General features: G+C 52.1%; 13 protein-coding genes. 4 read left to right on the top strand and 9 right to left on the bottom strand.

The genetic code is table 11. The annotated features are described in order from the left end of the window. Window positions 1-12 precede the first annotated feature (12 nt). The 9 genes from I2E77_RS10780 to I2E77_RS10740 all read right to left on the bottom strand — a co-directional run bounded on the left by I2E77_RS10780 (window position 13) and on the right by I2E77_RS10740 (window position 11,780). Window positions 13-4,368, bottom strand: coding sequence for a PolC-type DNA polymerase III (locus I2E77_RS10780; RefSeq protein WP_191448888.1), 4,356 nt, complete (start codon window positions 4,366-4,368; stop codon window positions 13-15). Between the two features lie 52 nt (window positions 4,369-4,420). Next, window positions 4,421-5,467 carry a flavodoxin-dependent (E)-4-hydroxy-3-methylbut-2-enyl-diphosphate synthase gene (gene ispG / locus I2E77_RS10775; RefSeq protein ID WP_087229308.1) on the bottom strand — a complete coding sequence of 349 codons (1,047 nt, stop codon included), beginning with the start codon at window positions 5,465-5,467 and terminating at the stop codon, window positions 4,421-4,423. After that, window positions 5,464-6,543 carry a M50 family metallopeptidase gene (locus I2E77_RS10770; RefSeq protein ID WP_191362505.1) on the bottom strand — a complete coding sequence of 360 codons (1,080 nt, stop codon included), beginning with the start codon at window positions 6,541-6,543 and terminating at the stop codon, window positions 5,464-5,466. Before I2E77_RS10770 ends, ispG begins: the two co-directional genes overlap by 4 nt. A 1-nt stretch (window position 6,544) precedes the next feature. Then, window positions 6,545-7,696, bottom strand: coding sequence for a 1-deoxy-D-xylulose-5-phosphate reductoisomerase (dxr, locus tag I2E77_RS10765; protein WP_087229311.1), 1,152 nt, complete (start codon window positions 7,694-7,696; stop codon window positions 6,545-6,547). Window positions 7,697-7,787: 91 nt separating this feature from the next. Next, the gene (locus I2E77_RS10760; RefSeq protein ID WP_087229314.1) at window positions 7,788-8,606 is read right to left on the bottom strand and encodes a phosphatidate cytidylyltransferase; all 819 of its coding nucleotides are present in this window, start codon (window positions 8,604-8,606) and stop codon (window positions 7,788-7,790) included. Then, complete coding sequence (locus I2E77_RS10755; protein WP_195451212.1) at window positions 8,607-9,335, bottom strand: isoprenyl transferase; 729 nt, start codon at window positions 9,333-9,335, stop codon at window positions 8,607-8,609. A 39-nt stretch (window positions 9,336-9,374) separates the two neighbouring features. Beyond that, on the bottom strand, window positions 9,375-9,929 hold the full coding sequence (gene frr, locus I2E77_RS10750; protein WP_087229320.1) for a ribosome recycling factor: 555 nt from the start codon (window positions 9,927-9,929) through the stop codon (window positions 9,375-9,377). After that, window positions 9,926-10,642 carry a UMP kinase gene (gene pyrH / locus I2E77_RS10745; protein WP_087229323.1) on the bottom strand — a complete coding sequence of 239 codons (717 nt, stop codon included), beginning with the start codon at window positions 10,640-10,642 and terminating at the stop codon, window positions 9,926-9,928. The genes frr and pyrH overlap by 4 nt, the downstream gene beginning before the upstream one ends. Before the next feature lie 355 nt (window positions 10,643-10,997). Further along, window positions 10,998-11,780, bottom strand: a complete 783-nt coding sequence (locus I2E77_RS10740; RefSeq protein WP_195451211.1) for a MerR family transcriptional regulator — start codon at window positions 11,778-11,780, stop codon at window positions 10,998-11,000. Window positions 11,781-11,892: 112 nt separating this feature from the next. On the opposite strand from I2E77_RS10740, the gene I2E77_RS10735 reads away from it, so the two are divergent. The 4 genes from I2E77_RS10735 to I2E77_RS10720 all read left to right on the top strand — a co-directional run. Continuing rightward, window positions 11,893-12,744 carry an ATP-binding cassette domain-containing protein gene (locus I2E77_RS10735; protein ID WP_195451210.1) on the top strand — a complete coding sequence of 284 codons (852 nt, stop codon included), beginning with the start codon at window positions 11,893-11,895 and terminating at the stop codon, window positions 12,742-12,744. Beyond that, window positions 12,741-13,388: a hypothetical protein gene (locus I2E77_RS10730; protein ID WP_195451209.1), complete on the top strand. Its 648-nt coding sequence runs from the start codon at window positions 12,741-12,743 to the stop codon at window positions 13,386-13,388. The genes I2E77_RS10735 and I2E77_RS10730 overlap by 4 nt, the downstream gene beginning before the upstream one ends. Window positions 13,389-13,403: 15 nt before the next feature. Further along, on the top strand, window positions 13,404-13,853 hold the full coding sequence (locus I2E77_RS10725; RefSeq protein WP_195451208.1) for a GNAT family N-acetyltransferase: 450 nt from the start codon (window positions 13,404-13,406) through the stop codon (window positions 13,851-13,853). A 31-nt stretch (window positions 13,854-13,884) separates the two neighbouring features. Next, window positions 13,885-14,572 (top strand): DUF4097 family beta strand repeat-containing protein (locus I2E77_RS10720; RefSeq protein WP_195451207.1); only part of this gene is annotated, 688 nt, incomplete at its 3' end.

Genomic DNA, 14,572 nt, shown 5'->3' with positions numbered 1-14,572 from the left:
CTCTCCCTGCCTCTAAAACAGCGTCATCTGCGAACTGGCCGGCAGCTCCTTCAGGGAGCCGGCCTGCTCCAACATTTCAATGACCGCTTTGGACACCTTAGAGCGCGCCTGCAGGTCGTCAACGGAGATATACGGGCCGCCCGTCTCCCGCGCTTCTGCCAGAGCGTTCGCCGCCGCTTCTCCCACGCCTGCCAGGGAAGAAAACGGCAAGCGAATCTTCCCGTTTTCCACCACATATTTTTTCGCATCCGATTTATATAGATCCACCGGGAGCACTTCGATCCCGCGCGCCAGCATTTCATTCGCAATCTGGAACGTGGAATAGGCCGCTTCCTCCTTGGCGCTGGCCTCCTTGCCCTTCATGCTGATTTCATTCATGCGGCGGCGCACCGCTTCGCGCCCCTGGATGACCGTTGCGCCGTCAAAGTCCTCGCCGCGCACACTGAAATAGGCCGCATAATACTCCACCGGACGGTGCACCTTATACCATCCCAAGCGCAAAGCCGAAATCATATAGGCGGCCGCATGCGCCTTCGGGAACATGTATTTGATCTTCATACAGGAATCGATGTACCATTCCGGCACATTGTGGTCCCGCATCGCCTGTTTATGTTCGTCGGTCAAAAGCTTCGGCGCCTTTCCCTTACGCACGATCTCCATAATCTTAAACGCCATCTTGGGCTCCAGGCCCTTTTGCAGAAGGTATGTCATAATGCTGTCGCGCGTACCGATGACCTCGGAAATGGTGCAAGTCCCCTTTTTGATGAGGTCCTGCGCGTTTCCCAGCCACACGTCCGTGCCGTGGGACAAACCGGAAATTTGCAGCAGGTCGGAGAAGGTCTTCGGTTTCGCGTCCACCAGCATCTGCCGCACAAAGGGCGTCCCCAGTTCGGGGAGCGAAAAGGTCCCCGTCTGGCAGTCGATGTCCTCCGGCGTGACCCCCAGCGCCTTGGGCGACTCGAACAGGGACATCACCTCTGGGTCGCTCATCGAGACGGACATCACGGGGATGCCCGTGTATTCTTCCAGATAGTGATAGATGGTCGGAACGTCGTGCCCGAGCTCATCCAGCTTACAGATCGTATCGTGGATGGAATGGAAGTCGAAGTGTGTTGTGATATTATCGGAATTCGGGTCGTTGGCCGGATGCTGCACTGGGCAGAACTCAAAAATATCGTGTCCTCTCGGCACGACCACCATGCCGCCCGGATGCTGGCCCGTGGTGCGCTTGATGCCGGTACAGCCGATCGCCAAGCGCTGCTCCTCTGCGCGGTGCAGAACCATGTTGTGTTCTTCCGCATATTTCTTGACGAACCCAATCGCGGTCTTATCCGCAACCGTCGCGATGGTTCCGGCTTTAAACACGTGGTCCTTGCCGAACAGCGTCTCTGTGTACCGGTGCGCCCCCGACTGGTATTCGCCGGAGAAGTTCAAATCGATATCCGGCGTCTTGTCGCCGTCGAACCCCAGGAAGGTTTCAAAGGGGATGGTGTGGCCGTCGCGGTTGTAATCCGTGCCGCATTTGGGGCATTTCTTCGGCGGAAGGTCAAAGCCGGAACCGTAACTGCCATCCGTGATAAATTCGCTGTTCTTGCAGTTTGGGCAGATGTAGTGGGGAGCAAGGGGGTTGACCTCTGAGATACCGGACATGCTGGCCACAAACGATGAGCCAACCGAACCACGCGATCCCACCAGATAACCGTGGGCCTCGGAGTCCGCCACCAGCTTCTGCGCCGTCATATACAACACGGAGAATCCATGCTTGTTGATGGAACCGAGCTCGCGCTCCAAGCGGTCTTGGACGATCTTCGGCAGCGGGTCGCCATAGATTTCCTTGGCGCGCTTCCAGCAGATCTCATTCAGCTGTTCTTCCGCCCCATCGATGAACGGCGGGAACACGCCCTCCGGAATCGGGCGTACCTGCTCCACCATATCGGCGATCTTTTGGGTGTTCGTCACGACGACTTCATACGCCTTTTCCTTCCCAAGGTAAGCGAATTCCTCCAGCATTTCCGCAGTCGTCCGCATATACAAGGGCGCTTGATGGTCGGCGTCGTCAAAGCCCTGCCCGGCCATCAGGATTTTCCGGTAATCCCCGTCCTTCGGGTCCATAAAATGGACGTCGCAGGTGGCGACCACCGGCTTGTTGAGTTTTTCACCCAATTTGATGATCGTCCGGTTGAACTCCCGCAGGGTCTCTTCATTTGGTACGTCGCCATTGCGCACCATGAACATGTTGTTTCCCAGCGGCTGAATCTCCAAATAATCGTAGAAGCTTGCAATTTCGCACAGCGTATTCCACGGCTGCCCGTTGAAAATCGCCCGGTACAGCTCTCCCGCTTCGCAGGCGCTCCCAATCAGCAGCCCTTCGCGGTACTGCGTCAACACGCTCTTTGGAATGCGCGGCTTCTTGAAGAAATAATCCAAATGCGAGAAGGAGATCAGCTTATACAGGTTCTTCAAACCGGTCTGGTTCTTGACCAAAATAATTTGATGATAGGGGCGCATCTTCTTTGGGTCGCCCCCCGCCAATGAGGTGTTGATGTCCTCCACGGTTTTTGCGCCTGTATCCTCCTTTAGCCGCGTCATCAGGATGATAAAAATCTTCGCCAGCACCGCCGCGTCGTCGCAGGCGCGATGGTGGTTGAACGGGTCCAATTTTAAGTGTTTGGCAACCGTATCGAGTTTATGGTTTTTCAGATCCTTGAGCATGGCGCGGCACATGGGGAGGGTATCGATATAGGCATAGGGGAACTCCATCCCACAGCGCTCCGCCGCAATGCGGATGAACGATGTATCAAACTCTGCATTGTGCGCGAGGAGCACCGCATCCTTCCCGCAAAAAGCATAGAACTGTTTGAGCGCTTCTTTCTCCAGGGGAGCGTCCTTCACCATTTCATCCGTGATCCCGGTCAGCTCTGTGATCTTCGGCGGGATCGGCATCTGCGGGTTGACAAACGTATCGAAACTTTCCACCACCTCGCCGTTGCGGATGCGCACCGCGCCGATTTCGGTGATGCGCTCCTTGTTGGGGCTCAGGCCGGTCGTCTCAATATCAAACGATATGAATTCATCGTCCAGTGTGTTGCTGGAATGGCCGGTCACAGCGGGAACCATATCGTTGATGAAGTACGACTCCACGCCGTAGATCACCTTGAATTTCCCGCCTTTCCCGGTGATCCGCTCCAAGGCGTTCATAGCGTCCGGGAACGCCTGGGCCACGCCGTGGTCCGTGATGGCGATGGCGGGCTGCCCCCACGCATAGGCGCGCTCGATCAAATCCCCTGCGGAACTTACGCCGTCCATGCTGGACATATTGGTATGCAGATGCAGTTCCACGCGCTTTTCCGGCGCATCGTCCACCACCTTGAGCTGTTCCACCGTGGAAATCCCCTTGGGGCGCAGCACAATCTCGCGGTCGTACTTATCATACTCCACATCGCCGCGCACCAGGATGGACATCCCCTTTTTCAGCGTGTCCAACATTTTGCACTGGGCGACGAGTTCAATGATTTTTAGCGTGATCGAACTGGTATAGTCCGTTATATTGATCGAATAGATTTTGCGGTTCTGGTCGCGCGTCAATTTGGAATCCACCGAAAAGATTTCGCCCCAAACCGTCACGCTGCCGATGTCCGGCGTGATACGGCTGATTGGAACCGGCTTCGCTTTCGCGGGGCGGCCATAAAGCTCCTTTGCGGTGTCCAGCAAGACGGTTGGCAGCATGGTTTCCGGCGTGCGGACGCTGATGCACTTCTTTTGCTTCTTTGGCGAAGCGCTTTTTTCCATGCTCTGTTCGTATTCCTCGATTTCCTGTACCACCGCTTCCCGCCGCAGGGTTTCCTCCTGCTTCTTTTGCTTTTCGATATAGGCCACACTGTCGCTGTCCAGCGTGAGCGTGCCGTCGAACTCCACCTGCACCGAAACTCCAAATTCCTCCCGGATGATGTCGGAAAGAAGGCGGTCTGCATGGCGGGACAGCAGCAGGTTCCCTCCGCCGTGGCTGAGCGTCACAATCAGCTTATCGCCCTCCAAACGCGCGGAGGACTGGTTTAATGTCCCGTTGATGCTGGCATCCCGCCGTTTCAGCTCCTGCACCAGGTTGGGATAATATTCCACGGTAAAGCACTCCTGCGGGAACTGCGGGTCGAGCACTGCCCGATGCAATTGCAACGTTTTGCAGCTGGCAATCTCCTTTTCCGCGTGAAACAACGTATTGCGGTCCACCAGCGCCGGGAAAGCGACCTTCGCGGTCAACACGCGGTTGCGCGTATCGATCTGCAGGCCGGTCAGCTCACCGTGGTGCATGCTCTCCGGGTAACGGGAAAGCTCTATGTATGGGCCAAAGAATTCACCAAAAGTCTTCAAGTTCCAACAGCCTCCAAATTGGTATCAAACGGTTTGACGGGGAATCCCCCGGTTACAGCGCCTCCACTTCCTTGACCAGCTCGTCCACCAGCTTGTCCTCCGGAACTTTGCGGACAATCTCCCCTTTTTTGAAGAGCAGCCCCACGCCGTCGCCGCCTGCAATGCCGATGTCCGCTTCGCGGGCCTCTCCGGGCCCATTGACCGCACAGCCCATCACTGCCACCTTGATCGGCTTCTTACAATGGGAAAGACGGCGTTCCACCTCACCCGCAATGGCGATCAGGTCGATCTTGGTGCGGCCGCACGTCGGGCAGGATACAAACTGAATCCCCTCATTGCGCAGATTCAGCGCCTTTAAGATGTCCATACCCGCCGCAATTTCCTTCACCGGGTCCGCCGTCAAGGAAACCCGGATGGTGTCGCCGATCCCGCGCTGCAACAGAGAACCGATCCCGATGGAGGATTTTACCAGCCCCATGCGCTCCGTCCCCGCCTCCGTAACGCCGAGGTGGAGCGGGTAGCCGCACCGCTCCGCACAGAGTTCATACGCCCGGATCATCGTATCCACGTCGGAGGATTTGATCGAAAGGATAATATCGGTAAAATCAAAGCGCTCCAGCAGCGAGGCGTGGTAGAGCGCGCTCTCCACCAGCGCTTCGGGGGTCGGGGCGCCGTATTTCGCCAAGATCTCCTTCTCCACAGAGCCGGAATTGACCCCGATGCGGATGGGGATCCCCCTTTGCCGGCAGGCGTCCGCCACCGCTTTCACATGGTCGCTCCTGCCGATATTGCCGGGATTGATGCGGATTTTGTCGATTCCTGCGGCGGCGGATTCCAGCGCCAGGCGGTAGTCAAAGTGGATATCCGCCACCAGAGGAATCTGCACCGCCTGTTTGATGGCGGGAATCAGGGCGACCGCCGCCTGGTCAGGAATCGAAACGCGAAGAATCTCACAGCCGGCGCGCTCCAATTCCACCGCCTGCCGCACGTTCCCCTCGATATCCGACGCGGGGACGTTGAGCATGGACTGCACGCTGATTGGCGCGCCGCCGCCGATCGCCACTTTTCCCGCAAAAACCTGTTTGGACTGCCGTCTCATGCGCCGATCCCCTTTCCTGTCACAAGCCGCAGAATATCGCTAAAGGTGATCACCACCATGAGGCACATCAGGAGCACAAACCCTGCGGCATTTACCCAACCTTCGTACTTTGGATTGACCGGTTTGCGGCGCACAGCTTCCACCAACAGGAAGACAAAGCGACCGCCATCGAGCGCCGGGAAGGGCAGCAGGTTGACCACGCCGAGGTTAACCGTGATAATCATCATCATGTATAAGATGTTATTGATCGCGGTGCCAAAGCTCTGCTGCAACCCCTGCGACGCCACTTCTCCGATCGCGCTGGCCGCGCCGACCGGCCCAGCCATATCATTTAGGCCGAATTTCCCTGTCACCAGGCCGGCAAGGCTGTACCACACCATCCGGACCGTGGAAACCGTATCCTGGAACGACTTGGTGATCAACGTCCCCACATTTTTGGGGATTGGGTTTACATAGAAGTCCAACATCAGGACTTTCGTCCCATCGTTATCCCTTGTATTAAATTTGACATCTTCAAACGTCAAAGTCTGGCCGTCGCGCGAAACCTCGATGTCCACCGCGTCCGGGTTCGCCGTCGCCAGCGCAAAGCTGAGGTCGCGGTCCGTGGTGACCTTATACCCGTCTACCTTTGTAAAGGTATCGCCGACCTGTAAGCCGGCCGCCTGGGTCGCCGCGCCCTCCTGGAACTCCGCGATCGTTGTGGAGCTGAAGGCCGGCTGCTGCACTAACAAAATCATCATCAGGACAAGCCCCAAGACGATATTCATCACCGCGCCCATCACGACGACTAAAATCCGTTTCCAAACGGGTTTGTTATTAAATGCGCCTTCGTCATCACTGTCCTCGTCCTCGCCTTCCATGGCGCAAAAGCCACCGATGGGCAGCAGGCGCAGGGCGTAGGTCGTCTCCCCCTTTTGGAAGCGGAACAGCGTCGGGCCCATACCGATTGCAAATTCGTTTACCCGTATCCCGCTCAATTTTGCTGTCATAAAATGGCCGAACTCGTGGATGAAAATAATGAATCCAAAGAGCAGGACGGCAATAATTACCAATAAAACCTGTAAGATAACAATCACCTCAAACCTTCGCCTTCTGGCGCACAAACGCGCGCGCCGCTTGATCGGCGTTCAATATATCCTCAACGGATGCAATCTCCGCATCCGGTTGATGCTCCATCGCCTGCATGACCAATTCCCCGATCTGCAGGAAAGAAATCTTGCGGTCCAAAAACAGCCGGACTGCCTCCTCATTTGCGCCGTTTGCCGCCGTGGAAGCCAAGCCTCCACGCAACAAGGCACGCTTACAAGCGCGCAAGCACAGGAAGGTTTCCTCATCCGGCTGCGAGAAATGCAGGGCGCCGCACTTGATAAAGTCGAGCGGTTCCACCGGGGAGGGGAAACGCTGCGGCCATGTGAGCGCATATTGAATGGGGATGCGCATATCCGGCACGCCGAGCTGCGCCAGGACGGAGTGGTCGGCGTATTCGACCATCGAGTGGACGATGCTTTCCCGATGTACAACCACATCGATCTGCTCCGGGGCGACATCAAACAGCCAGAAGGCCTCTGTAATTTCCAAGCCCTTGTTCATCAGGGTGGCGGAGTCAATGGTCACCTTCGCCCCCATATTCCAATTGGGGTGCTTGAGCGCCTGCTCCGGCGTGACGGACACGAGCTCCTCCCGCGTTTTGCCAAAAAACGGCCCTCCGGAAGCGGTCAAAATGAGCCGTCCCAGCGCCTTTTTCTCCGGGCATCCCTGCAAGCACTGAAAGATGGCGGAATGCTCGCTGTCCACGGGCAGGATATGGACGCCCGCTTCGCGCGCCGCCTTCATCACCAGCGCGCCGCCCGCCACAAGGGTCTCTTTATTCGCCAATGCCACATCCTTTTTCGCAGCGATTGCCGCCAGGGTTGGGCGCAGACCGACCATCCCCACCACGGAATTGCAGACTACATCCGCACAGGCGATGGAGGCAGCTTCACAAAGCCCCTCCATCCCCTGCACCACGCGGACCGGGGTATCTGCAACCGCGATACGGAGATTTTTCGCCGCATCTAAGTCAAAAACCGCAACAAGTTGCGGTTTCCATTCTCTGATTTGATTTTCAAGCATCGCCACATTGCGGTTTGCTGCAAGCGCACAGACACGCATCCCCAAGCGGCGTGCAACGTCGAGGGTCTGTGTGCCAATGGAACCTGTAGAACCCAATATGGAAAGCATCTGTTTCATAAAAAATCCCCTTTCAGGGCGAGGGGCGGGCCATCTGCGAAAATCGCACCGGCCGGCCCCTCTATGAAGTATTATGAACCGTTCTCTCGTTTTATATCACGATAGGCAAAAACTGTACCAAAAAATAAACAAATGGCGCTACAAAAATCACGCTGTCAAAGCGGTCCAGAATCCCACCATGGCCCGGGATGATTTCGCTAAAATCCTTGATATGGCAGCTTCGTTTAATCAGCGAAAACGCCAGGTCGCCAATAACCGAGAGCCCCGCCCCCACAAAGCCGATCACCAACAGCGATAGATAGGAGACATCGACCTCGTACGAATAAAACAGCGCCTGGAAGACATAGCCAAACACCAGCATGGCCACGACGTTTAAGACAAACCCGCCGATCAAACCCTCCACCGTTTTTTTCGGGCTGATCTGTGGGCATAGCTTCCGTTTCCCCCAGAAGCTTCCTGCAAAAAATGCCCCGGCATCCGCAATCCACGCGGAGAAGATCGCGATAATCACATAGAACATCCCATGCCCGCCGCCAGACTCCCGCAGGCCAACCAAGGTCTGCAAAGCAGTTGGAATCAAAAGCGACATGCTGTACACAACGCCGATCTCCCGGAAGGTGAACAATTGATGGTAAAAAATCAACGCGCTAAAAATGACGACCGTATAAATGTAATAGGCCGCCTGCTGCCACGTGCCCTGAAGCAGTGGCAGCACAGCGGCAAAAACGACACTGGGGATCAATAAAATATAATTTTTGGACATGCCTAGGGCAGAGATAATTTCTACGACGCCCATCACAGAGATGAGGGCAATCGCCAGATTGAGCGCTAAGGGAAACATCTGATTAAAGAGCACAATTGCCAGCAAAAAAACAACCAATGCTGCTCCAGAAACCACTCTTGATTTCAATTATATCCCTCCAAAGCGCCGATTTCGTTTGGCAAATTCATCCAAGGCGCGATCCAAATCCTGCGTGGTGAAGTCCGGCCATAAGATGTCCATAATCACATATTCGCTGTAAGCAGATTGCCATAGCAAAAAATTAGAAGTACGGTTTTCCCCGCTGGGGCGAATAATGAGATCCGGGTCCGGCTGCCCGGCGGTATAGAGGTAGCGGGAAATTGCGTCTTCGTCGATTTCATCCGGCTGGATTACGCCGGATTTCACCTCCTGCGCCAACCGGCGCACCGCATGTGCGAGTTCTGCGCGCCCACCGTAATTCATGGCGATATTGAGTACCATGCCGGTTTTATTCTTGCTGGATTCCTCCACCCGCTCAATCAAGTCGCGCAAAACCGGGTCGAAAACAGAGACATCTCCGATGAAACGCGTGCGGATATTCTCCTCCGTAAAATCCCGGAGCGCCTCCTCCAGATACTGCTTGAAAAGGCGCATCAAGGCCTTGACTTCCTCCTGCGGCCGTTTCCAGTTCTCTGTGGAAAACGCATACACCGTCAAATAGGGGATGCCGATCTGACTGCAATATTTTGTAATCGTTCGGAAATTGGAGGCCCCGGCCACATGACCCGCCGAACGCGGCAATCCGCGCTTTTTGGCCCAGCGGCCATTTCCGTCCATGATAATCCCCACATGGCGTGGAAGAAGCTCTGCTTTTCGAATTCCGCTCGCATCTTTCATCGTATTCGTCCCATCTCTATTCATGAATATGCAGGAGCATTAGATCTCCATGATTTCTTTTTGCTTCTTTTCAAAGATGGAATCGATCTCTTTGCAATACTTATCCGTGAGATCCTGCGTCTTCTTCTCGCCTTTCTTCAGGTCATCCTCGCTGATCTCCGCTTTCTTTTCCATCGCCTTCAGCTTCTCAATGGCATCGCGGCGGATGGAACGCACCGTGATCTTCGTCTCCTCCGCCATCTTGCTGACCTCTTTGACAAGCTCCTTGCGGCGCTCCTCGGTCAACTGCGGGAAGGTCATCCGGATCACCTTGCCGTCGCTCTGCGGGTTGATGCCGATGTCGGACGCCTGAATCGCCTTTTCAATCGCACGGCACACCGACGCATCCCACGGCTGGATCACCAATACGCGCGCCTCTGCCACAGACACCGCTGCCAGCTGGTTGATCGCGGTGGGCGCCCCGTAATAATCCACTTTTACCTTATCCAGCACAGCCGGATTTGCCCGGCCCACACGGACCCCCGCATAGGTGTGCTCCAAATTTGCTGCGCTCTTTTCCATACGCTCTTCCGCGTTCTTCAATACTTCTTTCACTGTTCTTCCTCCTTTACAATGGTGCCAATCGGTTCCCCGCAAATGGCTTTTTTGATATTTTCCGGCTGGTCAATGCTGAACACCAGGATCGGAATGTTGTTATCCTTGCACATGGTGGCAGCGGTACTGTCCATCACCTGCAAGTTTTGATTCAATACATCCATAAACGAAAGGGTATCGTACTTTACGGCGTTCGGATTTTTCTTCGGGTCGCTATCATAAACGCCGTCCACCATCGTGGCCTTGAGGATAATATCCGCATCAATCTCGGCAGCGCGCAAAGAGGCCGCTGTATCGGTGGAGAAAAAGGGGTTGCCCGTTCCACATCCGAACACTACGACACGGCCTTTTTCCAAATGCCGCACGGCGCGGTTCCGAATATAGGGCTCTGCGATCTGCTGCATGGAAATGGCGGTCTGCACACGCACCGTCAGCCCCAACTGTTCCAACGCATCCGCTACGCCGAGCGCATTGATGGTAGTTGCCAGCATGCCCATGTGGTCTGCACGGGTGCGGTCCATCTGTCCGCTACTGCGGCCGCGCCAGAAATTGCCTCCGCCTACGACAATGGCAATCTGAACGCCCATGTCCACGCATTCTTTAATCGGGCGGCAGATGCGCAAAACCGTCTCAAAATCAATGCCATGCGTCTCGTTTCCCGCAAGGGACTCCCCGCTCAACTTTAAAAGGACCCGCTTATATTTCGGTTGCAAATGAAACAACTCCTATTATATATTTTGTAGATTGTGTAACAGCTTCTATTATTTTACAATATGCATTCCGCAATGTAAAGCATTTCCTTTGCATTTCACGCATTATTCACAAGTCCGCCATACTCTTGTCCACAGCCGCTTATTGTCCTGCGCAGAAAGAAACGGACGCCGTCGTTCTTTGACAAAATTCCAGCAACAAGCTGGGACTGCCTCCAGGGGCCCGGTGCTGGAACACCCCCAAGCCCTTTACGTTCCCGCACTCGACATCCCACCTGAAAGGTGGCTTTTGTTGCGTTTGCCCTTGATAAACATATAAAAGGGCGGCGGGATAATCCCATACCTGCTTTCATGTATATTATCTATCAACATAAACCTGCGCTTCATAATTCCATTGTAAAATCCCTGATACGACGATGAGTTGCACCGTAAAACGCGGTGCTACGCCATAATCTGTTTGGGCTATGTGAATCAATTTGCGCAGCGTTTGCTCTTGATTTTCTTCCGTGCAGTTCGCGCATAGGTATTTCCCTTTTGGAAGCACCTTTATGCCGTCTATATTCACATAATCCATACAGACAGCAAAGAGCCTTGTCATTCCGTTTTCCGTGTATATGCCAGCTAAATCCTCAAAGGAAAACTGCTCTTTTAAGGCAGGCGTAACTTTGTCGTAGAAATGGCTGAGATAATTCCAAAGATTGTCAAGCGTTGGAACTTCTAAAGTATCTGAAAGCAAAATAACACGCTCTGGATAATCTTTGACAAAGGAGCTATTGAACTTTTGTTGCCTCTGCAATTTACTTTCATAGTCCGCTTTTGCCAACTGGATTTTTGATTTGCTGTACTGGAGCGCCGCCATTTTTTCATCAGCCTTTTTTTCTGCTTTCGCTAAAAAATCGATAATTTTTTCAAGATCGTCATATTCTAAAACCGTCTTGATCTCCTGCAAAGATAAGTCCATCAGCTGCAAAGCCCGCACCGTATTTAGGCGGACAATGTCTTGTTCGGTATAATAGCGGTAATTCGTCCATTCATCCTTTTTGCTTGGCTTCACTAATCCGATACGGTCATAGTGCCGCAGCGTTTCGTTCGTTGTATGGGCTGCCTTTGCCGCTTCCCCTATTGAAAAATAGTTCTTCATTTCTATTTTCTCCTATTGACTTTTGTGTAACACAAAGGTTTATACTTCATTCTAGCATAAGATATTGCGAAAGACAATCCATATTGCAATGCTGTTTAGGAGGAATGGCTACATGATCGAACTTAAGCAAGTAACAAAGCAGTACGGGCAAGCAACCGTGCTAAAAAACATTACCCTTTCGATTGGCGAACCGGGTATCTATTGCTTGCTTGGCAGGAATGGCGCGGGCAAAACAACGCTTCTCAAATCCATCGCCGGGTATCAGAATATTACAAGCGGCTCGATTCAAGTTGACGGTAAGGCAATAACAACATCGACTTTGGATACAGGCGTGAGTTATATTGAAAACTTTGCAAAGCATTTTAATCTTCCGGTGCGGAAACTGCTGCGGATTGCCTCGGAAGTGAACCCAAACTACGATGATGACTTTGCCTCGGAAATGATGGAACGTTTCGAGTTGGACGGCAAGAAGAAATTTCATCATCTTTCCCTTGGCATGAAAACGATGGTTTCAACGATTATCTGTTTGGCAAGTAATAAAGAGGTCATCCTTTTAGACGAACCTGTCCTGGGCTTCGATGCTATTATGCGTGTGGAATTTTACGATATGCTGACAGAGAGTTTTCAGAAACATCCGCGAATGATTATCGTATCCACCCACATCATCGAAGAAATCGCAAAGACCATTCAAAAACTGATCATTATTGATAAAGGAAGCATCCGCTTCTTTGATACATTGCAAGCGGTTGAAACAAAAGCATTTTGTATCAGTGGGCTTCAAAAAGATGTGGAGGCCGCAACCCGAAATCTCAATATCATCGGTCAAGATGCGGTTGGAGGCCTTGTAACAAGTTATATTTTCGACAATCCTCCTGAACAGACGGCTTCCTTGGAAATCCAGCCACTGTCTTTGCAGGATTTCTTTATACAAATGGTGGGACATAAAGGAGGTGTAAAAAGATGACGGCTATTTTTGCGATTGTAAAACGCTTGCTTGCAAGCAATAAAATCAGTTTCATCCTGACGGCTCTTGTGGTCCTTTGTGCCACATCCTCCGGCGATGTTGTTTTGAGCAATGGAAATTACACTTGGCTGCTTGCTGTATTGACCCCATTCTTTTTTGTCTTTTATGCTTTCAAAAAGCTCATGCATTTGGGAGCGAGCAAAAAAGATTACTATCTCGGTTGTCTCATCAGCTATGGGATCCTAGCGTTTTGTATTTCCCTGGTCAATACAGTCATCCATCGGTTGATTGACCCCATATATCCCGCACAAACCGTTATTAATATGATGGACGTGTGTCAATGGACAGAAAATGGGATGATCGTTGCGGGATTGCAGCAAATGTTCTTTTTGCTGCTCGTTATGGTTTTTCTTCATATGCTATTGTCCATGCAGACGCATTGGTATGGGTGGCTAACGGACGCGGTATTAATTGCAATTATTTGTATTTTTACGCCGATTGCACCATTACGCGCTATCCTGGCTGGATTTTTCCAGATAATCATGTTTAACAGCAATGCAGCCCTGCACATTTGTATTTGTCTGTTACTAAGCACCGCTTTATCGCTCGGAGGGCTTGTGGTCTTAAAAAGAAAAACTCTATAGACAAGAGGGAGCGCCATGATTCGGATCAAAGCAGTTGACGCACAAAATATATTGGATGTGTGCAAATTGACAAAAAGCCAAGATGGCATTGGTCTGGCAATAGGGAGATGTTCCTGTTGCAACGCAATTTTTATCGCGGAAGCAAAATATTCCCCAGGAATGCACCCCCATGCAATCTATCACAACCATGTGCTAATTGGCTTTTTCATGTACCAGCGTGCAGAAAATCAAGCTGATACAGCAACCATCTACCGCTTTATGATAGATGATCGATTCCAACAGAGAGGACTTGAGGAAAAAGCCTTAGAGCATATCTTGAAAGGCCTAAAAATTCAAGGCGTTAAAAAGGTCGTTTTCATCATAAATAGCACAAACGGAAACGCGAAAAATCTGTCCCTTTCTTTTGGTTTCCAGTTCACGGGGAAAATGGAGCATGGCGAATACTACTATGCATTAAAATTGTAAATTTGATCTATAAACTGATGGAGGAACTACTATGAAAAAAATGATTTCACTTGCATTGTGCCTTCTGTTGGGCTGTTTTGTTTTGGCGGGTTGCTCGAACAGCAGCGAACCATTTGAGGAAAAAAGCTATACGCCGGATACGCCGATCCATGAAATCCATCTTGATGTGCAGGACCGAGAAATCGAAGTGTCGTTGTCCGAGGACGAACAAGTCCATATTCAATATTACGAAAATAGTAAAGAGTACTACGATATTTCCGTTTCTGACGATAATGTATTGACGATGGCCAGCGCAAGCGATAAAGAATGGACGGATTATATCGGAGGGAAGCCCTCCGCTGAAAATCGGAAAATATCGCTGCAGATCCCGGATGCACTTTTAGACACCCTGGCACTATCTACAACAAACGAGGATATATCCCTCCCTGCACTGGCTGTAACCGGAAGTATCAATATTTCCTCCAACGGAGGGAATATTTCCTTTGGAAATTTAGATGTAGGTAGCGCTCTGACCCTAAACGTTAAAAATGGAGATATTTCCGGCGCGATTGTAGGAAGTTATGATGATTTTTCGATCCAGTCCGAAATAAAAAAAGGGGAAAGCAATCTGCCGGACAAAAAAGATGGCGGGGAAAAAGCGCTGGTAGTGTCAAGTATTTTTCGCAAAATGGTTTGCAGGCCCTGGCATGAGAGAAGTCAGCCAGCAATGGAGGCATCCT

The organism is Anaeromassilibacillus sp. 1001302B_160321_C8 (assembly GCF_015554745.1).
Taxonomy (GTDB): domain Bacteria; phylum Bacillota; class Clostridia; order Oscillospirales; family Acutalibacteraceae; genus Anaeromassilibacillus; species Anaeromassilibacillus stercoravium.
Note: the sequence above shows the minus strand (reverse complement) of the source record. Positions and strands in the feature narration are given on the sequence as shown.